We start from the raw sequence: 20,921 nt of genomic DNA, 5'->3' as shown, positions 1-20,921 counted from the left end.
CCCCGGACCGGCTAGAGCCAGCCGAACTCCCGGGAGAGCCGGATGGCGTCGAGCCGGTTCCGGGCGCCGGTCTTGCGGATCGCGGCGGCCAGATAGTTCCGTACGGTTCCACTGGCCAGATGCAGTGCGCCGGCTATCGACGAGACGGACTCACCCTCCGCCGCGAGAGCCAGCACCCTTAATTCGCGTGGCGAGAGCGGCACTTCGCTCGCCTGGAGCAGACCGAAGGCGAGCGACTGGTCGATGTGCCGGCCGCCCGCCGCCACTTTCCGTACGACCTCGCACAAGTGGTCCACCTGGCCGAACTTGTCGATGTAGCCCCGGGCCCCCGCGTCCGAGGCTCTGCGCAGATCCCCGGCGCGGTCCCCCCGGGCGAGCACCACCAGGGCCGTGCCGAGCCCGGCCGGGTGCCTCGACGACTCGACGAAACTGAGGACTTCCACGGAATCCGGACAGTCGAGGTCGGTGACGAGTATGTCCGCCGCGCGCTCGGCCATGGCGGTGCGTACCCCGCCCTTGTCCGTGGTGCGTACATGGAGTCCCTGGTCCCTGCCCAGCAGGGAGGCCAGCGAGGCACGCCACAGAGCCACCGCGTGTACCAAGAGAACCGATGTCATGGGGGTGCTCCTCAACTCTCGTTGCCGAAGAGTGCGTTGGGTCAGTTGGTTCTATGCGCAACTACCACTAGTTCATCGCAGACGACCTGCGTATCACTGACGAACTGCCTAATACCCGTGCGCGGGCGGACGCGAGGGGGGCGTGAGAGCGCACACCGTGACCCTCCGTGTGCCTCCGTTCACCGAACCCCGCACCCGTGTACGGGTTTGAGTCGCGGAGGGCTCCGGCCGAGAGTCTCCTTCCCGGTCGTCGCGGAACCAGTCGTGCCCCGGCCGTACTCCGTCAGGACGCCGCCTCCCGTGCCAGATCAAGCCAACTCTCTTTCATTGCAAGGCAGTTCGGCGAAATGCGGACTCACCGGCTCCGTACGGGCCGGCCTCCGCCGGGCGGGCGCGGAAGACACACCGGGGCCGTCAATGAGGACCGGAACCGTCCGCGAGCCTCCGTAACGTGTACGCCATGGCCCCCAAGACCACCCACCCCCGGCTCACCGCCCGCGACCTCGGCCGCGCCACCCTCGCCAGACAGCTGCTGCTGCGCCGGACGCCCCGGAGCGAGCTGACCGTCGAGGGAGCCGTGGAGCACCTCGTCGGCCTCCAGGCGCAGAACGTCAAACCGCCCTACTACGCCCTCGCCGCCCGGCTCGCGGACTTCGACCCCGCCGAACTCTCCGGGCTGATGGCCTCCCGCCGGGTCGCCCGCATGGTCACCATGCGCTCCACCCTGCACACCCACACCGCCGACGACTGCCTCGCCCTGCGCCCCCTGCTCCAGACGGGCGGCCCCGACCGCGAGCTGAAGGCGTTCCGGGCCGGACTCGCCGGAGTGGACCTCGACCGGCTGGGCGAGCTGGCCCGGGCGCTCGTGGAGGAGGAGCCGAGGACCATGAAACAGCTGCGCGAGGCGCTGCTGACCGAGTGGCCGCACGCCGACCCCTTCGCGCTCTCGGTGGCCGCCCGCTGTGTGCTCCCGCTGGTGCAGACCACCCCGCGCGGACTGTGGGGCGGCGGCGGACAGGTCACGCTCACCACCGCCGAGCACTGGTTCGGCCGCCCCGCCGGGCCCGCCGCCGCTCTCGACGAGGTCGTACGGCGCTATCTGGCCGCCTTCGGACCCGCCTCCGTGAAGGACTTCCAGTCCTGGTCGGGGCTGACCCGGACCGGACCGGCCTTCGAGCGGCTCCGCCCGGCGCTGGCCGTCTTCCAGGACGAGAAGGGCGTCGAACTCTTCGATCTGCCCGAAGCGCCGAGGCCCGGCCCGGACACCCCGGCCCCGCCCCGCTTCCTCCCCGAGTTCGACAATCTGCTGCTCTCCCACGCCGACCGCTCCCGCGTGATCGCCCAGGACGGGCACCGGGCCCTCACCTGGCGCGGCAACCAGTCCTTCCCGACCCTTCTGGTCGACGGAGTGCTCGCCGGGATCTGGCGGCTGACCGGGACCGGCGGCCACACCACCCTGACCGTGCGGCCCTTCGGCGACCTCTCCCGCCCCCGGCGCGAGGAAGTGGCCGCGGAGGGGGAGCTGATGCTCTCCGCCCTCTCCGCGGCCACCTCGTACGACATCCGCTTCGGCCCGCTCGACTGAATCGGGTGGACCGAAGGTCCCGGCGGGCCGTCAGAGGCCCACGTCCCGGCTCCGGTGGTCCTCGAAGGTCTCCCGCCGCACCAGCAGCCGCGACCGCCCCCCGGCGACCGCCACCACCGGCGGCCGGCCCGTCAGGTTGTAACCGGAGGCCATCGAGACCTGGTACGCGCCCGAGGCGGGCACCGCCAGCACATCGCCGGGCCGCAGATCCTCCGGCAGCTCCACCGACTCCGCGAGCACATCGCCCGCCTCGCAGTGCCGGCCGACCACCGTCGTCGCCCGCATCGGCGCGGCGGACGGCCGCCCCACCATCCGGACCGTGTACCGCGCCCCGTACAGCGCGGGCCTCGGGTTGTCACTCATCCCGCCGTCCACCGCCGCGAAGACCCGGCCGCCGGTGCGCTTGACCGCCAGCACCCGGTAGAGCGCCACCCCCGCGGTGGCCACGATCGAGCGGCCCGGCTCCACGGTCAGCCGGGGCAGCGGAAGGTCGAACTCCGCGCAGGCGCGCACCAGCGCGTCATTGATCCGCCGGCCGTACGCGGCCGGCGAGGGCGCGGGCTCCCCGGGCAGCTGGGCGACCGCGAAGCCGCCGCCCGCGTCCAGCTCGGGCAGGGTGACGCCGTAGCGGTCGCGGATCCTCGCCATGAACGCGACCACGCGCCGCACCCCTCGCGCGTAGGGCTCGGCGGAGGCGATCTGGGACCCCAGATGCATGTGCAGTCCCACCAGTTCCAGCTGCGGCTGGCCCAGGATGCGGGCCACCGCGTCCTCGGCGTCGCCGCCGGCGATCGAGAGGCCGAACTTCTGCCCCTCCGCGCCCGTGCTGATCTTGTGATGGCCGCCCGCCGTTATCCCGGGCAGCACCCGCACCATCACCTGCTGCGCCTCGGGCCCCGGCACATGGGCCGCCAGCCGGGCGATCTCGCACTCCGAGTCGATGACGATCCGGCCCACGCCCACCCGCAGCGCGGTCCGCAGATCCCGGGGCGACTTGGCGTTGCCGTGCAGCACGATCCGGTCGGCGGGGAAGCCCCGGGAGGCGGCCAGCTCCAGCTCGCCCGCCGAGCAGACGTCGAGTCCCAGACCCTCCTGCTCCATCCAGTCCACCATCGCCCGGCACAGGAACGCCTTGGCCGCGTACACCACGTCGGCGTCCGGCAGCGCGCGCCGCCAGGCGGCGGCCCGGGCCCGGACCTCGGCCTCGTCCAGCACATAGACGGGGGTGCCGTACCGCTCGGCCAGCTCGGCGAGCGGCACCCCGCCGACCGAGACATCGCCGCCCCCGGCCGTCACGGCGGACGCGGGCCACACCGAGGGGGCGGTCAGCTCGGGGAGCGGGACGGGGATGGTCGACAGGGTGGTCATCCGTACACCTCGGTCCAGGAGAGCCGGCGGGAGCAGGGCCCGGCGGGGGCCCCGGAGGCGCGGGCGGCGGGGGCGGGGGCGGCGAGCCGGGGATCCACGGTCACGGTGGTCACCCCGAGGGGTTCGGCGAGAGTGCGCAGCGCGGGTTCCGCGAGCCTGATCCACTGCTGGCGCGCGCCCAGGACCCGGGCGAGCAGCTCCGGGCCGGTGAATCCGACGGCGGTGCGCTCCCCGAGCGGGGTGCGCAGAAAGCGCAGCTGACGTCCTCCGGCGGAGCCGAGCCGAACCGGCACGTACAGCGGCCCCGCCGGGCCGAGTTCGTCGGGGTCGGCGGTCTCCGCGTCCTCACGGGTGAGGGTGTTCATGGTGTCCTCCGCAGGGGAAGTCGATGGCGGACCAGCGGCCGGCGGGAGACCCGCCGACCTCGTGAAGCTATGCCCGCTCCGGGGTCCCCCAGCGGTTCCCTGACGCGCCGCTGATCGTTCGCCGCCGCTATTTGACGCGCTCTTGGCGCGGCGGCCGAGTGTCGTGGCGCAGGCCCTACGGCAGCAGGCCCGCGCGGCGGGCCGCGACCACCGCCTCCAGCCGGGTGTGCGCCCCCAGCTTCCGCATCGCCGCCCGCAGATACCCCTTCACGGTCTCGGGCCGCAGCCCCAGCCGCTCCGCCGCCGCCGCGTTGGTGGAGCCCGCCGCCACACAGGCCAGCACATCCACCTCGCGGGGCGAGAGCGCGACCGCCCCGGCTGACGCCTCCCCGCCGCCCGCCGCCGCCAGCCGCCCGCACACCGCGAGCAGCTGCTCGCGCAGCCCCCCGTCCACCACCTGCGGGGCCAGCGCCCGCAGCACCCCGTGCACCTCGCGGACCTCCTCCCACGCGCCGAGCCCCGCCACCGGCTCCCTGGCCAGGGCCAGCAGCCCCCGCACCTCGTCCCGGACCACCAGCGCCTGCTCCACATCGCGCGCCGCCGCCACCGCCGCGTCGAAGGCCCGGTCACCGAGCGCCACCGGCCGCCGCAGCGCCCCGTACAGCACCCCCCGCACCTTGCGGCGCACCACCACCGGCACCGCGAGCACCGAACGCAGCCCCTCCGCCGAGACCGCCGCGTCGTACTCGTGGCTGATGTGGCGCGCCTCGCGGTAGTCGGTCACCGCGCACGGCCGCGACAGCGCCATCGACTTCCCGCCGAGCCCGTGCCCCGTACAGATCGCCAGCCCGTGCAGCGCGTTGGTCCGCGCCCCGCTGATCTCGGCGATCCGCAGCCGCTGGGCGTCGTGCAGCATCCCTCCGAAAGTGATCGGGATCCCGGTCGCCCGGCGCAGCCGCAGCAGCGCCGCGCGCATCTCCACCGCCTCGGCAGGCTCGGACACCGCTCCACTCCCTCCGTACCTCCTCCCCGGGGCCCCGAGGAGGGTTCACACCCCCCGATCGGGGGTGGTGAGACGTACGTCACTGATTACACGATGCTACTGAGTGGTGAGGCAATGAGGAGGGCACATGACGGCAAGCAGCGTGACCGAGGAGTTCCGGGCGGCCCGGGACTTCCTGCTGCGACACCGGGAGGACTACCGAAGCGCGTACGACGGCTTCGTCTGGCCCCGGCCCGAGCGGTTCAACTGGGCACTCGACTGGTTCGACGCCATCGCCGAGGGCAATGACCGGACCGCGCTCCACATCGTGGAGGAGGACGGCTCCGAGACCCGGCTCTCCTTCGCCGAGCTGTCCGCCCGCTCCGCCAGGGTCGCCAACTGGCTGCGCGCCCGGGGCGTCCGGGCCGGGGACCGCCTCGTCGTGATGCTCGGCAACCAGCACGAGCTGTGGGAGACCGCCCTCGCCGCGATCAAGCTGCGCGCCGTCGTCATCCCCGCCACCCCGCTGCTGGGCCCCCTCGATCTGCGCGACCGCGTCGACCGCGGCGGCGCGGCCCATGTGCTCGTACGCGCCGAGGACACCCCCAAGTTCGACGAGGTGCCCGGCGACTACACCCGGATCGCGGTCGGCGGCGGGGCCGGGCCCGGCTGGCTGGCGTACGAGGACGCCCACACCGCCGACGCCGTGTTCCGGCCCGACGGGATCACCCGATCCGACGACCCGCTGATGCTCTACTTCACCTCCGGCACCACCGACCGCCCCAAGCTGGTGGAGCACACCCACGCGTCGTACCCCATCGGCCATCTCGCGACGATGTACTGGATCGGCCTCCGGCCCGGCGACGTCCACCTCAACATCTCCTCGCCCGGCTGGGCCAAGCACGCCTGGTCCAATCTCTTCGCGCCGTGGAACGCGGAGGCCACCGTCTTCATCCACAACTACACCCGCTTCGACGCGGCCCGGCTGATGGCCTCGATGGACCGCGCGGGGGTCACCAGCTTCTGCGCGCCCCCCACGGTCTGGCGGATGCTGATCCAGGCCGACCTCACCCAGCTGCGGGTCCCGCCGCGCGAGGCGGTCGCGGCGGGGGAGCCGCTCAACCCCGAGGTCATCGAGACCGTGCGCCGGGAGTGGGGCGTCGCCATCCGGGACGGCTTCGGCCAGACGGAGACCGCCGTCCAGGTCGCCAACAGCCCCGGCCAGCTCCTCAAGGCCGGCTCCATGGGCCGCCCCAGCCCCGGTTACCGGGTGGAGCTGCTCGACCCCGTCACCGGCGCGCCCGGCGCGGCGGAGGGCGAGATCTCCCTCGACCTCTCCGCCGCCCCGGTGGGGCTGATGACCGGATACCGGGGCGATCCGGAGCGCACGGCGGAGGCCATGGCGGGCGGTCACTACCGCACCGGGGACATCGGCTCGCGCGACGCCGACGGGTACATCACCTACATCGGCCGCTCCGACGACGTCTTCAAGTCCTCCGACTACAAGATCTCGCCGTTCGAGCTGGAGAGCGCGCTGCTCGAACACGAGGCGGTGGCGGAGGCGGCGGTGGTGCCCGCGCCCGATCCGCTGCGGCTCTCCGTCCCCAAGGCGTACATCGTCCTGGCGGACGGCTGGCAGCCGGGACCGGAGACGGCGAAGCTCCTCTTCACCCACTCGCGCTCCGTCCTCGCGCCCTACAAACGGGTGCGGCGCATCGAGTTCGCCGAACTGCCCAAGACCGTCTCCGGCAAGATCCGCCGGATCGAGCTGCGCGAACGCACCGCGAAGGGATCCACCGCCGAATACGACGAAGGGGACTCGCGATGACCACCGTGACCGGCACAGGCGCGGGGAGCGGAGCCCGTGTCCGTACCCGCACCCCGCTCTCGTACGACCACGGCACCGGCACCACCCCGCTCCTCGGCGACACCATCGGGGAGAACCTCGACCGCGCGATCGCCGCCCACCCGGGCCGCGAGGCCCTGGTGGTCGCGGACGGACCCCGCTGGACCTACGCCGAGTTCGGAGCCGCCGTCGAGGAGCTGGCCAGGGGCCTGCTCGGCATCGGCGTCGCCCGGGGCGACCGGGTCGGGATCTGGGCGGTCAACTGCGCGGAGTGGGTGCTGACCCAGTACGCCACCGCCCGCATCGGCGCGATCATGGTGAACATCAACCCCGCGTACCGCGCGCACGAACTGGAGTACGTGCTCAACCAGGCCGGGGTCTCGGTGCTCTGCGCCTCCCTCAGCCACAAGACCAGCGACTACCGCGCCATGGTCGACCGGGTGCGCGCCGACTGCCCCCGGCTGCGCTCGGTCCACTACATCGGCGACGCCTCCTGGGACGCGCTGCTGGCGGCCGGCCGGACGGTCGCCGCCGGGCGGCTCGCCGCCCGGGAGGCCGAGATCTCCTGCGACGACCCGGTCAACATCCAGTACACCTCGGGCACCACCGGCTTCCCCAAGGGAGCCACCCTCTCGCACCACAACATCCTCAACAACGGCTACTTCGTCGGCGAGACGCTCGGCTACACCGAGCGGGACCGGATATGCATACCCGTGCCCTTCTACCACTGCTTCGGCATGGTGATGGGCAATCTCGCGGCCACCTCGCACGGCGCGTGCATGGTGGTCCCCGGGCCCTCCTTCGACCCGGCCGCCACCCTCCGCGCGGTCGCCGCCGAGCGCTGCACCTCGCTCTACGGCGTCCCGACGATGTTCATCGCCGAACTGGGCCTGCCCGACTTCGCCTCGTACGACCTCAGCTCGCTGCGCACCGGCATCATGGCCGGCTCGCCCTGCCCCGTGGAGGTGATGAAGCGCGTCGTCGCCGAGATGCACATGGCGGAGGTGTCGATCTGTTACGGAATGACCGAGACCTCCCCGGTCTCCACCCAGACCCGGCGCGCCGACGATCTGGAGCGCCGCACCGGCACGGTGGGGCGGGTGATGCCGCATGTCGAGGTCAAGATCGTCGACCCGGCCACCGGGGTGACCCTGCCCCGGGGCACGGCCGGTGAGCTGTGCACCCGGGGCTACAGCGTGATGGCCGGCTACTGGGGGGAGCCGGAGCGGACCGCCGAGGCGGTCGACCCCGGCCGCTGGATGCACACCGGGGATCTCGCCGAGATGCGCGAGGACGGCTATGTGCGGATCGTCGGCCGGATCAAGGACATGATCATCAGGGGCGGCGAGAACATCTACCCCCGGGAGGTCGAGGAGTTCCTCCACACCCATCCCCAGGTCTCCGACGTCCAGGTCGTCGGCGTCCCCGACCAGCGGTACGGCGAGGAGATCCTCGCCTGCGTCGTCCCCCGCGACCCCGCCGACCCGCCGACCCTGGAAGGCATCGCCGCCTTCTGCCGGGACCGGCTCGCGCACTACAAGATCCCGCGCCGGCTGGAGATCCTGGACACCTTCCCGATGACGGTCAGCGGGAAGGTGCGGAAGGTGGAGCTGCGCGAGCGGTACGGGGCGGCCGGCCACCGCTGACCGGCCCGCCCGCCGTCCCGACCGTCACAGCTCGCGGCGCATGCACACCCTCGGCCACCGGTCGAGACCGATCTCCCGCTCCACGCCTCTGATCCTCCGCAGCCCCTCGGTGAGCTCCCCCTCGCCGAGGGCGCGGAAGCCCAGCCGGGCGTAGTACGGCGCGTTCCACGGCACCTCGGTGAACGTCGTCAGCGTCAGGGCGCTGAGCCCGCCGGCCCGGGCGCGGCCGGCGAGCCGCTCGATCAGCTCGCGGCCCAGCCCCCGGCGGGCCGCCGCCGGATGGACCGAGACCTGCTCGATGTGGGCCGCGCCGTCGACCTCCTCGTGGAGCAGATACGCCAGCGGCGGACCGTCCCCGCCGCCCGCGGCCGGCTCCACCGCCACCCAGGCGCGGCCCTCGCCCCGGAAGCCCTCCAGCACCGTGAGGGCGGGCGGCTCGTCATCGGCGACCCACCCCATCCCCAGCCCCCGGAACGCCTCTCCGGCGGCCCGCTCGATCTCCTGGAGCCGGGGCAGTTCGGCGGCCTCCGCCTCTCTCACACATATGCGCATACCGGAATTGTCACTGTTCGGAGGGGCTGCGGGCGAGTGGATTCCGTGCCGCGCGGATCCGCGCGCCGTTCGGACGGGGGCAGCCCTCAGGCCCCCGTCTCCACCAGCTCCTCCGCCGCCCCGTTCACCGGCTGCGGATTCCCCGTGAGGTCCATCACGAAGAGCGGCACGCCCAGGCCGTCCGCCCGCTCCCGGGCCTGGGGCGCGTACCCCGCGAGCGAGAAGAACGCGGTCGCCGACGCCTCCGCCATCCCGTTCAGCCAGAGGCACTCCACGTCCCGGAGCGTGGCGGGCCTGGTGGAGGGGTCCACCTGCACGATCAGCCCGGCGGCGCGCAGCTCCACGGTCGTGGCGGCGGTCCGGACCTCCGGCGGCCCCTCCGGCCGGGCCTCGGCGGGATGCGTCTCCCGCTCGGTCACGTCATGGAATCCCAGCCACCGCAGATACAGCGTCACGACGCTCACCGCGTCCCGCTCGGTCCTTATGGTGACCGGCCGGAACGGGGGGCGCGGCGAGCGGGCCGGGCGCGCCGGGGCGAACGGGGGCGCGGGCGCTGGCTCCACGGCGGCCGGCCGGTCCTCCTCGCGCACGTCCGGCAGCGCGGCGGAGCCCATGGACGCGCCGCCCTCCGTCCGGCGCACCGGCACCCGCAGCAGCGTCCCGCAGGGGCAGCCGAGCTCCGGCTGCGGCCAGTGGTCCCGCCGTCCGCACGCCGTGCAGCGCACCACCACCCACTCCTCGTCCCAGCTGCGCCGGACCATCCGCTCGGGCGGCGCGCCCAGCAGCAGCGGCGGGGCCAGCGGGGCCCCGCAGGCGCACGGGTACACCGGTGAGGCGAACAGATGGTCCCGCAGACAGGACGGGCACCGCACCGGCACCGAATCGGCCATCGCTCACACCCCCACCGTCTCCGTCGGCCCTCCATCGTCCACCAACGCCCCCCGTACGGCGAGCGGGTTCGGCCAACCCCGGCGATCCTCCCGCAGGTCCCGCCCCGGCGGCGGCGATTCCTCCGTACCGTGATCCCCGGGGGCCGCGCCGCGTTAGGTTGTGCGCGTGCGATTAAGACTGGAGTTCACGACCGAGCCCTTCGACCTGGAGGAGCCGCCGGAGCACGCGGTCGCCGCGCGCGAGGCGATCCGGACGGCGGGGCTGGACGCCGTGGACGTCGGGCCCTTCGGCAACACCGCCGAAGGCGGCCCCGACACTGTACTCGCCGCCGTCGACACGGTGTTGCGCCGCGCTCTCGGCGCCGGGGCGACCCGGGTCACGCTCCAGGTCAATGTGGTCGGTCCGGCTCTTCGGGCCGAGCCGCCCGCCGCGCCGGGGGAGTCCGGGGAGTCCGGGGCATGACCGGCGACGCGGATCATCCGCTGGTACGGGCCGTCCGGCCGCTGATCGACGCGCTGGGCGCGGAGCTGGTGCCCCCGGGGCGGGCGGGGCCCGAGGACGTGGTGCTCGACTGGGAGGGCGAGAGCGTCGTCGCGGTACGGCTGCCCCAGCTCTCCGAGTCGCTGGACCGGCTGCTGGCCGCGCTGGAGCGCCGCCACGGCATGCCGCTGGCCGAACTCGACCGCAGGACCAAGCAGTTGATCGTACGGAATCTGGAGGCGCGCGGCGCTTTCTCCGTACGCCATGGCGTGGAGCGGGTCGCCGGGGCGCTCGGCGTCAGCCGTTTCACCGTCTACAACTATCTGAACAGGGCGAACGCGGGGAACGAAGGCTGATCCGCCGGGGCGGGGCCGGGTGCGCCGGGGCGGCCCCGGCGGCACGGATCCGGATCGGCGGTCTCCGGACCCTGTTCGGCGGTGCCCGCCCTTCCCTATTCTTCAACAGAGAGTTGAGGCCGGCCGGCCTCGGGCGTCGGCTGCGCCTGCCCGATCGCGCCCGATCGCATTCTGGCTGATTTCTCTAGGGTTTTGACCGTATTTCGCTCGCGGCCTCTCTGTACGGTCCGCTCCCCGGCGGGGCGGCGAGCGAGTCCCGGAGGCTCCCGTGACGCCTAGTCCACCGCCCCCGTCGGCGCTCGCCCGGTTCAACGCGCGACCGGAGGCCGAGGCCGCCGCCCTGCTCCACGGGGTGTGCGCCTGCCGCGCCTGGGGCCGGGGCCTGCTCGCCCGGCGGCCCTTCCCCGGCCCCGAGGCCCTCCTCGCCGCGAGCGACACCGCCGTCGCGGAGCTGACGGCGCGGGAACTGGCGGAGGCGCTGGCGGGACATCCGCCCATCGGCCGCCCGGAACCCGGCGATCCGGTCTCCGCCCGGGAACAGCGCGCCATGGCCGGGGCCACCGCCGGCCTCCGGGCCGAGATGCGCGCGCTCAACCAGGCCTACCAGGAGCGATTCGGCCATGTCTTTCTGATCTGCGCCACCGGACTGACGGCCGAGCGGCTGCGCGACGCGATCCGGCTGCGCGTCGAGAACCCGCCCGAACGCGAACGGGAAATCGTCCGCACCGAACTCGCCAGGATCAACCGCCTGCGGCTGGCCCGGCTCCTGGACGGCCTCCAGCCGCCCGCCGCACAGCGCCCGCCGACGCCGAGGGAGAACGTATGAGCACGGAAACCACCGCCTCCGTCTCCACCCACGTCCTCGACACCGGCGTCGGCCGCCCCGCCGCCGCCGTCCCCGTACGGCTGTCGGCCCGCGCCGCGGGACCGGGCGACGCCCCCTGGACGGTCCTCGGCGACTTCGCCACCGACGCGGACGGACGCTGCGCGGATCTGCCGCCGCTGCCGGAGGGAACCGCCCACGCCCGCCTGGAATTCCGGACCGGAACCCACCGGGAGGGCGGCGGCGATTTCTTCCCCGAGGTGGCGGTCGTCTTCGCCGTCGTGCCGGGCGAGCACTTCCATGTGCCGCTGCTGCTCGGCCCGTTCGGCTACTCCGTCTACCGAGGGAGCTGAGTCAGGAGCCGTGTCCACGATTCTCGGTGAGAACAGTTACGGAAAATCGGAGAACCGCGTCGTCAGAATCGTCCGCGAAGGCCCCACCCACCACATCAAGGACCTCACGGTCTCCATCGCCCTCTCCGGCGACATGGACGAGGTCCACTACTCCGGTTCCAACGCCGGAGTCCTGCCGACCGACACCGCCAAGAACACCGTGTACGCCTTCGCCAAAGAGCACGGAATCGACTCCGCCGAACAGTTCGGCATGCGGCTCGCCCGCCATTTCGTGACCTCGCAGCCGGTGCTGCGCCGGGCCCGCGTCCAGATCGAGGAGCACGCCTGGGAGCGCGTCGGGACCACCGGCCCGACCCGGCACTCCTTCGTCCGCAGCGGCCGGGAGACCAGGGTCTGCCGGATCGGCTACGACGGAGCGGACTGGGAGATCGTCTCCGGCCTCCAGGACCTCTCCGCGCTCAACTCGACCGACTCCGAATTCCGGGGGTACGTCAAAGACGCGTACACCACCCTCGAAGAGACGTCCGACCGGATTCTCGCCACCGAGATATCGGCCCGCTGGCGCTACCGCTGGAGCCGCGACGGCGAACCCGCGCCCGACTGGGACCGCGCCTACGAACGGGCGCGGACGAACATTCTCGGGGCATTCGCCGGCACCTACTCCCGATCGCTTCAGCAGACCCTCTACGCCATGGGCTCACACGTCATCGAGCGGAGCGGCGGGGAGGTGGACGAGATCCGTCTCTCCCTGCCGAACAAACACCACTTCCTGGTGGATCTGACGCCCTTCGGGCTCACCAACGACCATGAGGTCTACCTCGCCGCCGACCGCCCCTACGGCCTGATCGAGGCCACCGTCCTCCGCGCCGGAGCCCCGGCCCGCATTCCGGCGGACCTGCTCCGCCCCCGCTGACCCCACGGCAGAATCGAGGCCCGCATGCCGGTCCCGCGCACCGTCATCGAGAACTGCGCCGTCGCGACCGTGGACGAGCACGACACCGAGTACGCCCGGGGCCATCTCGTCCTCGCCGGCCCGCTGATCGAGTCCGTCGGCGACGGACCCGCGCCCCGGGGGCTGGAGGGGGTCGTCCGCCGGATCGACGCCACCGGCCATCTCGCCACCCCGGGCCTGATCAACACCCACCACCACTTCTACCAGTGGCTCACCCGGGGACTCGCCGCCGAACACGGCCTCTTCGACTGGCTGGTCGCGCTCTACCCCCTCTGGTCCAGGATCGACGAACCGATGGTCCGTGCCGCCGCCCGGGGCTCCCTGGCCGTCCTGGCCCGGGGCGGCGTCACCACCGCCGCCGACCACCACTACATCCACCCGCGCGGCTCCGGGGACCTCTCCGGGGCGATCGTCGGAGCGGCGCGCGAGACGGGCGTACGGCTCACCCTCGCCCGGGGCTCCATGGACCTCGGCGCGTCACGGGGCGGACTGCCGCCCGACTTCGCCGTGGAGAGCCTCGACGGCGCGCTCGCCGCCACCGAGGAGACCATCGACGCCCACCACGACGCCTCGCCCGACGCCATGGTCCAGATCGCCGTCGCGCCCTGCTCGCCGTTCTCCGTCTCCGCCGAACTCCTCCGGCAGGGGGCCGAACTGGCCCGCCGCAAGGGCGTACGGCTCCACACCCACGGCTCGGAGACCGCCGAGGAGGAACGGTACTGCCGGCAGCGGTTCGGCATGGGACCCACCGACTATCTGGCGTCCACCGGCTGGCTCGGACCGGACGTCTGGATGGCCCACTGCGTGCACATGACGGACGAGGACATCGCCGCCTTCGCCCGCACCGGCACCGGAGTCGCCCACTGCCCCTCCTCCAACGCCCGGCTCGCGGCCGGCATCGCCCGCGTCCCCGATCTGCTCGCGGCCGGCGTGCCCGTCGGCCTCGGTGTCGACGGGAGCGCCTCCAACGAGTCCGGCGAACTCCACACCGAACTCCGCAACGCCCTGCTCATCAGCCGCCTCGGGGCCCACCGCGAACACGCGCTCAACGCCCGCCGGGCCCTGCGCCTCGCCACCCACGGCGGCGCCCGCGTCCTCGGCCGCGCGGACCGCATCGGCTCACTGGAGCCCGGGAAACTCGCCGATCTCGTGCTCTGGAGACTGGACACCCTCGCCCACGCCTCCATCGCCGACCCGGTGGCCGCCCTGGCCCTGGGCGCGCCGGCCCCGGTGACCCTCTCCCTCGTCGGCGGCGAGACCGTGGTCGAGGACGGGCGGCTCACCGGGGTGGACGAGGAGGCCGTGGCCCGGTCCACCCGCGAGCAGGCCCGCCGGCTGGGATCCGTCTGACCTCGTCCGGTGCTCTCCGGCCCTCTCCGGCCCTCTTCCGAAGGGGCGTTGTCAGACCCCCGTGCGATGCTCTGAGGCATGGATCTTGAGCGGCTTTTCGTTGATCTCGACGGTGTGCGCTGGGCCGATGCCGACCACGCCTACGGCGAGGCGGACGACCTGCCCGGCATGCTGCGCGCGCTCACGGGCGACGAGGAGCGGGCCTCGGAAGCACTCGACGAGCTGTGGAGCAGCATCCTCCACCAGGGCACGGTGTACGCGGCGACGGCCGAGGCCGTGCCCTTCCTCGCCCGGCTGGCGGCCGGCGGGGTCCGCACCGGGGATCTGCTGGTCCTGCTCGGCGGCATAGCGGAGAGCCGGGACGAGTACGGCCTGCCCCGGCCCGGAGCCTGCCGCTCGGCGGTCGCGGACCAACTGCCGCTGATCCTGCCGCTCTTCGACTCCCCGGACCCCGAGGTGCGCCGGGCCGCCGTCTGGGCCGCCGGGTGCACCGGCGCGGCCGCGGCGCTCCCCGCGCTGCGCGCCCGGCGGGCGGCCGAGGAGGAGCCGTCCGTCCGGGCGGAGCTGCTCGCCGCCCTCGTCCTGCTCGACCCGGAGGAGGGCGCGGCGGCGGCGACCGCCGCGCTCTCCCCGGAGCTCCCCGCCGAGGTGCGGATCGTCGCCGTGCTCGGCTGCCTCGACCTGGGCCTGCCCTGGGGTGCCGCGCACCGCGAGACGACCGTCTCCCTGCTGCCCGCCGGACCGCTCGTCGCCGCCCGCTTCGACGAGGAGCGCGATGAGCCCCTGCACTACGCGGTGGACGCGCTGCTGCTGCGCGACACCGACGCGGACCGCGCGGCCGCCTACGAGCTGATCGAGGCCGCGCTGCGGCTGCCGGGCGCGGAGGCGAGGGGGGAGGCGCTGTGGGCGGCCGAGCACGCGTGCATGATCTCCCGGGGCGCGCCGCTCCGGCTGGCCCCGGCGCTGCTGGCCCTGCTGGCCGACCCGTCGTTCACGGATCCCGTGCCGATGCTGCCGGTCCTGGGCAGGCTCGGCGGACACGCGGCCCCGGCCGCCCCGGCGCTGGCCACCCTCGCTGAGCTGGACGGCGAGTCCGCCGACCGCGCGCTCGAAGTGCTCGTGCGGATCGCCCCCGACCAGGCGGGCCCGCTGCTCGCCCGCGATCTGGACGGCCGGCCGCGCACCATGCGGGCGGTGACCGGCTTCCCCGGCATCCGGCCCGCGCTCCCGATCCCCTACACCCCGGAGCTGCTCAACGCGATCCGGATCCGGCTCACCGGGATCGCGGGCGCGGACGACACCACGACGGGCGACGCCCGGGGGCTGGCCTCGCTGCTGCTGAGCTGGGGCCGGCAGGCCTCGGCCGCCCTGCCCGAGCTGACCGCCGTGTTCGAGCGGCTGCCCGCCCCGCTCGCCCCCGCGCTCGCCGCCATCTGTCCGGCGGAGAGCCGCGAGCGGACGGCCGGGCTGCTGAGAAGGGCCGCCGCGGCGGGGGAGTCGGGGCCGGAGGACCGCTGTGCGGCGGCCCAGGCGCTGCGGACGCTCACCGGCGAGACCGCCCCGCTGGTGAGCGCCCTGAAGGACGCGCTGGCGGAGGAGTCCGCGCCGGAGCTGTCCCGGGCGGCGGGGGAACTGGGGCCCGAGGGCGATGTGCTGGTACCCCAGCTGTGGGCGGCCCTGACACCGCCGGGCACCCGGCGGACCGTCCCCGACATGGACGCCGACATCGAGACGGCCCTCGCGCTCTGGCGGCTGACGGGGGACGCGGCCGAGCCGGTGCGGGTGCTCGGCGGAGTCCTCGCGGAGGCCGCCGACCGCGAGTGGACCCGGCGTACGCTGTCCGCCGCCGCCCGGGCCGCCACCCTGATCGGCCCGGCCGCCGCCGCTCTGGCCCCCGCCCTGGAGGCGCTCCTCGACGACCACGAGCAGGTTCCCGCCGCGCTGCTCGCCCTCGGCGCGCTGGGCCACGAGACGGACCGCGCCCGCGCGGCGGATCTGCTGCTGACCTCGGTGGAGCGGGAGACGGACTGGACCACCGCCCTCGAAGCCCTGGCGGCGCTGGGCCCCGAGGCGCTGACCGGGGAGGTGACCGCCCGGCTGACCGCGATCGCCGAGCGGGACCTGAGGGTCGTCGAGCCCGCCACGGCGGACGAGAGCCTGCGCCACCGGGTCCGCGAGCTGCTGGCCACCGCCGGCTGAGCGGCCCGGACCCGGCCGCTCTCACTTCACTTCGGTCAGCCGTCCGCTGTCCACGTCGAAGACGAATCCGCGCAGTGAACCGGTGTGCGGGATGAAGGGGTTCACCCGAATGCGGCGCATCGACTGGAGAACGTCGTCCTCAAGATGGGAGAAGGCCTCCGGGGCCCACGGCGGGCGAATCTTCGTGTCCTCTTCGACCTCCCGTTTGAATTCATCGTCGGTGAAGGTGAGCATTCCGCAGTCCGTGTGATGGATCAGCATGATCTTCCGGGTGCCCAGCAGCCGCTGGCTGATGGTCAGCGAGCGCACGGTGTCCTCGGTGACCACGCCTCCCGCGTTGCGGATGACATGGGCGTCGCCCCGGCGCAGCCCCAGGATCGCGTAGACGTCGATACGGGCGTCCATACAGGTGACGATCGCCAGTTTCCGGGCCGGCGGCAGGGCGAGCGGCCCCGAGAAAGTCGCCGCGTACGTCTCGTTGTTCGCCAAATACTCTTCGGTCGTGGACATCTCTACCTCGCGCTCTGGAATACCCGGGCGAACGCCCAACGATCTTCCCCCGGAAAGGTGCCGATCGAAAATATGAACACGGGGCGGGACGGGGCGGGACGGGCTTCGCCGATGTGCGGCCGGGGCGTCCGTGTGATCCATTGTTCTCAGCCGCACCACATCGACCGAACCGGCCGCGCCGGTCGCGAACGGGGGTTCAGCGATGGATCCGGGACCCGGGGCGGGCGGGCCGACGGCCGCCCCCGAGCAGGCCCCCGAGGAACCCGCGGACGGCAGGCGCCTCGTCTTCCCCAGCGCGCTGACCGTCCTGGTCCTGGTCACCCTCGCGGTGTGGGCGCTGGCCTTCCTCGTCCCGCCCGGCGTCTACGACCGCGACGAGGACGGCGCTCCCGTCGAGGGCACCTACCACCGGGTGGAGAGCGGCCAGAGCCTCGCCGACCGTCTCAACGATCTCTTCCTCGCCCCGGTCAACGGCCTCTACGGCATCCAGGACCTCAGGACCGGCGTCGTCGGCCCCGATCTCGCCGGCGAACTGTACGGCAGCGCGGGCGTCTTCCTCTTCGTCCTCGCCATCGGGGCCTTCATCACCGTCGTCTTCGCCACCGGCGCGCTCGACCTGGGCATCGCCCGGCTCGCCCACCGGCTCCGCGACCGGGGGGCGCTGCTGATCGCCGGGGTGATGCTGGTCTTCGCCCTCCTCGGCACGGTCGAGGGCTTCGCCGAGGAGACCCTCGGCTTCTACGGGCTGATCGTGCCGCTGATGCTCGCGCTAGGCTACGACCGGATGGTGGCGACTGGCACGATCATCCTGGGCGCGGGCGTCGGCGTCCTGTGCTCCACCGTCAACCCGTTCGCGACCGGGGTCGCCTCCTCCGCCGCGGGCATCTCCCTCGGCGACGGCATCGCCCTGCGCGCCGCGATGTGGGTGGTGCTGACGGCGGTCACGATCGGCTATGTCGTCCGCTACGCGCGGCGCGTGCGGCGGGACCCCGGCCGTTCGCTCTCCGGCTTCCTCCCCGGCGACCGCGAGCACGCGGCGGCCGGGGCCGCCGACCCGCCGGAGCTGACCGCCCTGCACCGCACGGTCCTCGTCCTCGTGGTCCTGGTCTTCGCCTTCATGATCTTCTCGGTGGTCCCCTGGGCGAGCGCCCTGACCGGGGACGCGACCGCCACCCCGTACGGATTCGAACTCGGCTGGTCCTTCCCCCAGCTGGCGGCGCTGTTCCTGGTCGCGGCCGTCCTGGTCGGCATCGTCGCCCGCTTCGGCGAACAGCGGCTCAGCGCCGTCGTCGTCCAGGGCGCGGCGGACTTCATCTCCCCGGCGCTGGTGATCGTGCTGGCCCGGGGGGTCACCGTCATCATGAACAACTCGCAGATCACCGACACCGTGCTCCACTCGATCGAGGGCGTGGTGCGGGGCACCTCCTCCGGGCTCTTCGCCGTCATCGTCTTCGTCGTCAATCTGCCGCTGGCCTTTCTGATCCCCTCCTCGTCGGGCCACGCCACCCTGGCCATGCCGATCCTGGCCCCGCTCGCCGACTTCGCCGGGGTCTCCCGCGCGGTGGTGGTGACGGCGTGGCAGGCGGCCAGCGGCTGGATGAACCTCTGGGTCCCCACCACCGCCGTCACCATCGGCGGCGTCGCGCTGGCCAAGGTGGGCTACGACAGATATCTCCGGTTCGTCTGGCCCCTGCTGGCCCTTCTCGCGGTGCTGATCTGCGGCTTCCTGGTGGCGGGCGCGAACCTCTCCTGAGGGCCCGGCCCGGCGGTCATGTGCGGACGTCCCAGGACGAATCCCCGGCCGGCCCTTGATGTCGGGTCGCCCCCCGTGTCATATAGGTCTGGACCATTCTCAGTCCGCTTGCGGAGGTCCCACCCGTGCAACGTCCCCCCACACTCCTGGCGCTGGCCGCCCTGGCCGCGCTCACCCTCACCGCCTGCGGAGGCGACAACAAGGACACCGAGGCCCCCACGACCCCGGCCGACGTCACCGCGCAGGCAGGCAGTTCCACCTCGGTCCACGTCATGTGGAAGGCGTCCACCGACGACAAGGCCGTCACCGGCTACGAGGTGTTCCAGAAGGACGTCAAGGTCAAGACGCTCCCCGGCACCAAGACCATGGTCGACGTCGACGGCCTCAAGCCCAACACCGCGTACAGCTTCACCGTCCGCGCCCGCGACAAGGCGGGCAATCTCTCCGAGCCCAGCCCCGCGAAGGCCGTCACCACCCCCCGGCCCACCCCCGAGGACAAGAAGGCCCCCACCACCCCCTCGGAGCTGCGCGGCAAGCTCGACGGATCGCACGCGGTCACCCTCGACTGGGGCAGGGCCACCGACAACACCGCCGTCACCTCCTACGACATCTACCAGGAGGACTCCCGCATCCACAGCGTCTCCGGCACGGAGACCAGCGCCAAGGTCACCGGGCTGCGCCCCGGCACCGTCTACACCTTCACGGTCCGGGCCCGGGACGCCGCCGACAACTCCTCCCCGGACAGCCGGGCCGTGGACCTCACCACCCCCGCAGGGGAGGGCGAGGGCCCCAGCACCGCCCCCACCGATCTGACGGCCACCGCCCGCAAGGGGAGCATCGAGCTGTCCTGGACGCCCCCGAAGGCGGACGGCGACATCGAGTCCCACGAGCTGTATCTCAACGGGAAGCCCGCCACCACCATCGTCTGGGGCACTATGCCGGAGGGGAAGGCGAAGTACACCATGACGGTCACCGAACCGGCCGGCACCCGCTACAGCATCAAGCTCCGCGCCAAGCTCCCCGACGGGAAGTGGGGCGACTTCTCCGCCCAGCGCACGGTCGTCGTCCGCTGACCCGACCGGACCGACCGACCGGGCGGCGGCCGGGACGTCATCCGTCCAGCCGCCGCCCGCCGAACAGCCCCGCCGCGTCCGCCTCCTCCCACCAGGCGTCCAGCCCCGCCCGGTCCAGCGAGCCCCAGGGCGGGGTCGCCTCGACCAGGGCGTGGCCGAGCCGGCGGCCGAGGTCGACCATGCCGCCGCCCACGGCGGAGCGCGCGGTGTCGTACGCGGCGAGGGCGGCCGGCAGCGACCGGTGCGCCGTCAGGGCGTCCTCGAGGAGCGTGGCGTCCTGGAGGGCCTTGACGGCCCCCGCGCCCGTGTGGGGGCGGGCGACGGCCGCCGCGTCGCCGAGGAGCGCGATCCGGCCGGTGACGCCCGGGGCGGCCGTGAAGTCGTACATCGGCTGGACGATGAGTTCGCCGGGCGTGGTGAGCCCGACCAGGGTGGACCAGAACGGCGGCAGCCGGTCCTCGACCAGCCCGGCCAGATACGGATGGAGCGGTGCCGCCGGCCCGCTCACGCCGGTGCCCGCCCCGGGCGGCGGGGCCGTGTAGAGCACCCAGTTGACGAGATGGCCGCCCCCGCCGTCCGGGATGCGGTAGATCACCGCGTGGCCGCCGTCGAAGACCGCGTACACCGTGGCACTCCTCTCCCACCGCCCCGGATCCGGCAGCCTGCTCTCCGGATAGGCCCCGCGCCACGCCAGATACCCCGCGTGCGCGGGGCGCACCCCCGGACAGACCGCCTCCCGGATCACCGAGCGACGGCCGTCGGCCCCGACCACCAGGTCGTAGTCGGCGACACCGGAAGCCGTGCCGATCCGTACCCCGGCCGCCGACTCGGCCGCCGAGCCCACCGCCGTACCGGAGCGGAAGACGACCGAGGCCGGGAGCCGGGAGCGCAACTCCCGCCAGAGCGGACCCCAGTTGTAGGTGCGGAAGGGGAAGTGGCCCGCCCCGATGAGACGGCCCAGCGGTTCGCCGCCGTCGCGGACGTACCAGCGGCGCTCGACCATCGGCGTCCACGGCATCGCCGCGTCCAGATAGCCGCGCCGCTCCAGTTCCGCGTAGCGCGAGCGGTGGACGGCGACGCCCAGCCCCCGCGAGGCGAGATCGCCCGAGGTGCGCTCGTACACCGTGATGTCCTCGTGCCCCGCGCGATGCGCGGCGAGGGCGGCCGCGCACCCCCCGATGCTGCCGCCCACGACGGCGACCCGCAGTCCGCTCATGCGC

The 20,921-nt window shown here is 73.4% G+C and carries 20 protein-coding genes; 12 read left to right on the top strand and 8 right to left on the bottom strand.

The features are described from left to right. Nucleotides 1–11 precede the first annotated feature (11 nt). Nucleotides 12–617, bottom strand: coding sequence for a LuxR C-terminal-related transcriptional regulator (locus tag ABD371_RS26615; RefSeq protein ID WP_344481912.1), 606 nt, complete (start codon nucleotides 615–617; stop codon nucleotides 12–14). Nucleotides 618–1,077: 460 nt separating this feature from the next. On the opposite strand from ABD371_RS26615, the gene ABD371_RS26610 reads away from it, so the two are divergent. Then, nucleotides 1,078–2,202, top strand: a complete 1,125-nt coding sequence (locus ABD371_RS26610; protein WP_344481909.1) for a winged helix DNA-binding domain-containing protein — start codon at nucleotides 1,078–1,080, stop codon at nucleotides 2,200–2,202. A 30-nt stretch (nucleotides 2,203–2,232) separates the two neighbouring features. Here ABD371_RS26610 and lysA read toward each other — a convergent pair whose 3' ends face one another. From lysA to ABD371_RS26595, 3 genes are all read right to left on the bottom strand, one after another. After that, nucleotides 2,233–3,570, bottom strand: coding sequence for a diaminopimelate decarboxylase (gene lysA, locus ABD371_RS26605; RefSeq protein WP_344481906.1), 1,338 nt, complete (start codon nucleotides 3,568–3,570; stop codon nucleotides 2,233–2,235). Next, nucleotides 3,567–3,935: an SAV_915 family protein gene (locus ABD371_RS26600; RefSeq protein WP_344481903.1), complete on the bottom strand. Its 369-nt coding sequence runs from the start codon at nucleotides 3,933–3,935 to the stop codon at nucleotides 3,567–3,569. The genes lysA and ABD371_RS26600 overlap by 4 nt, the downstream gene beginning before the upstream one ends. A 175-nt stretch (nucleotides 3,936–4,110) precedes the next feature. Beyond that, nucleotides 4,111–4,911, bottom strand: a complete 801-nt coding sequence (locus ABD371_RS26595; protein WP_381734609.1) for a helix-turn-helix transcriptional regulator — start codon at nucleotides 4,909–4,911, stop codon at nucleotides 4,111–4,113. A 154-nt stretch (nucleotides 4,912–5,065) separates the two neighbouring features. Here ABD371_RS26595 and ABD371_RS26590 point away from each other — a divergent pair, with 154 nt between their 5' ends. Together ABD371_RS26590 and ABD371_RS26585 are read left to right on the top strand one after the other, a co-directional pair. After that, on the top strand, nucleotides 5,066–6,745 hold the full coding sequence (locus ABD371_RS26590; RefSeq protein WP_344481897.1) for an AMP-binding protein: 1,680 nt from the start codon (nucleotides 5,066–5,068) through the stop codon (nucleotides 6,743–6,745). Continuing rightward, entirely contained in the window at nucleotides 6,742–8,409 is a 1,668-nt protein-coding gene (locus tag ABD371_RS26585) for an AMP-binding protein (RefSeq protein ID WP_344481894.1), read from the top strand. Before ABD371_RS26590 ends, ABD371_RS26585 begins: the two co-directional genes overlap by 4 nt. 24 nt (nucleotides 8,410–8,433) lie before the next feature. Here ABD371_RS26585 and ABD371_RS26580 read toward each other — a convergent pair whose 3' ends face one another. Together ABD371_RS26580 and ABD371_RS26575 are read right to left on the bottom strand one after the other, a co-directional pair. Continuing rightward, nucleotides 8,434–8,961 (bottom strand): GNAT family N-acetyltransferase, encoded by a 528-nt coding sequence (locus ABD371_RS26580; RefSeq protein WP_344481891.1) that lies wholly within the window; start codon nucleotides 8,959–8,961, stop codon nucleotides 8,434–8,436. Nucleotides 8,962–9,047: 86 nt separating this feature from the next. After that, nucleotides 9,048–9,851, bottom strand: coding sequence for a hypothetical protein (locus tag ABD371_RS26575; protein WP_344481888.1), 804 nt, complete (start codon nucleotides 9,849–9,851; stop codon nucleotides 9,048–9,050). Between the two features lie 166 nt (nucleotides 9,852–10,017). On the opposite strand from ABD371_RS26575, the gene ABD371_RS26570 reads away from it, so the two are divergent. The 7 genes from ABD371_RS26570 (at nucleotide 10,018) to ABD371_RS26540 (ending at nucleotide 16,365) form a co-directional block, all read left to right on the top strand. Further along, entirely contained in the window at nucleotides 10,018–10,314 is a 297-nt protein-coding gene (locus ABD371_RS26570) for a hypothetical protein (RefSeq protein ID WP_344481885.1), read from the top strand. Further along, nucleotides 10,311–10,688: a helix-turn-helix domain-containing protein gene (locus tag ABD371_RS26565; protein WP_344481882.1), complete on the top strand. Its 378-nt coding sequence runs from the start codon at nucleotides 10,311–10,313 to the stop codon at nucleotides 10,686–10,688. The genes ABD371_RS26570 and ABD371_RS26565 overlap by 4 nt, the downstream gene beginning before the upstream one ends. A 268-nt stretch (nucleotides 10,689–10,956) precedes the next feature. After that, nucleotides 10,957–11,514, top strand: a complete 558-nt coding sequence (gene uraD / locus ABD371_RS26560; RefSeq protein ID WP_344481880.1) for a 2-oxo-4-hydroxy-4-carboxy-5-ureidoimidazoline decarboxylase — start codon at nucleotides 10,957–10,959, stop codon at nucleotides 11,512–11,514. Beyond that, nucleotides 11,511–11,864, top strand: a complete 354-nt coding sequence (uraH, locus tag ABD371_RS26555; protein ID WP_344481878.1) for a hydroxyisourate hydrolase — start codon at nucleotides 11,511–11,513, stop codon at nucleotides 11,862–11,864. Before uraD ends, uraH begins: the two co-directional genes overlap by 4 nt. 10 nt (nucleotides 11,865–11,874) lie before the next feature. Next, nucleotides 11,875–12,777, top strand: coding sequence for a factor-independent urate hydroxylase (gene pucL, locus ABD371_RS26550; protein WP_344481876.1), 903 nt, complete (start codon nucleotides 11,875–11,877; stop codon nucleotides 12,775–12,777). A gap of 24 nt (nucleotides 12,778–12,801) precedes the next feature. After that, nucleotides 12,802–14,166, top strand: a complete 1,365-nt coding sequence (locus tag ABD371_RS26545) for an 8-oxoguanine deaminase (RefSeq protein ID WP_344481873.1) — start codon at nucleotides 12,802–12,804, stop codon at nucleotides 14,164–14,166. 78 nt (nucleotides 14,167–14,244) lie between these two features. Next, nucleotides 14,245–16,365 (top strand): HEAT repeat domain-containing protein, encoded by a 2,121-nt coding sequence (locus ABD371_RS26540; protein WP_344481870.1) that lies wholly within the window; start codon nucleotides 14,245–14,247, stop codon nucleotides 16,363–16,365. A gap of 21 nt (nucleotides 16,366–16,386) precedes the next feature. Here ABD371_RS26540 and ABD371_RS26535 read toward each other — a convergent pair whose 3' ends face one another. Next, nucleotides 16,387–16,875 (bottom strand): beta-class carbonic anhydrase, encoded by a 489-nt coding sequence (locus ABD371_RS26535; protein WP_344481867.1) that lies wholly within the window; start codon nucleotides 16,873–16,875, stop codon nucleotides 16,387–16,389. 202 nt (nucleotides 16,876–17,077) lie between these two features. Between ABD371_RS26535 and ABD371_RS26530 the strand changes: the two genes are divergently transcribed. Both ABD371_RS26530 and ABD371_RS26525 read left to right on the top strand, forming a co-directional pair. Continuing rightward, on the top strand, nucleotides 17,078–18,628 hold the full coding sequence (locus tag ABD371_RS26530) for a YfcC family protein (RefSeq protein WP_344481863.1): 1,551 nt from the start codon (nucleotides 17,078–17,080) through the stop codon (nucleotides 18,626–18,628). Between the two features lie 125 nt (nucleotides 18,629–18,753). Continuing rightward, entirely contained in the window at nucleotides 18,754–19,701 is a 948-nt protein-coding gene (locus ABD371_RS26525) for a fibronectin type III domain-containing protein (protein ID WP_344481860.1), read from the top strand. A gap of 37 nt (nucleotides 19,702–19,738) precedes the next feature. Here ABD371_RS26525 and ABD371_RS26520 read toward each other — a convergent pair whose 3' ends face one another. Continuing rightward, nucleotides 19,739–20,917, bottom strand: a complete 1,179-nt coding sequence (locus ABD371_RS26520; protein WP_344481856.1) for an FAD-dependent monooxygenase — start codon at nucleotides 20,915–20,917, stop codon at nucleotides 19,739–19,741. Nucleotides 20,918–20,921: the final 4 nt, after the last annotated feature.

Origin of the sequence: Streptomyces amakusaensis (genome assembly GCF_039532665.1) — a bacterium.
Classification (GTDB): domain Bacteria; phylum Actinomycetota; class Actinomycetes; order Streptomycetales; family Streptomycetaceae; genus Streptomyces; species Streptomyces amakusaensis.
This window is presented reverse-complemented; position numbering and strand designations above follow the sequence as displayed.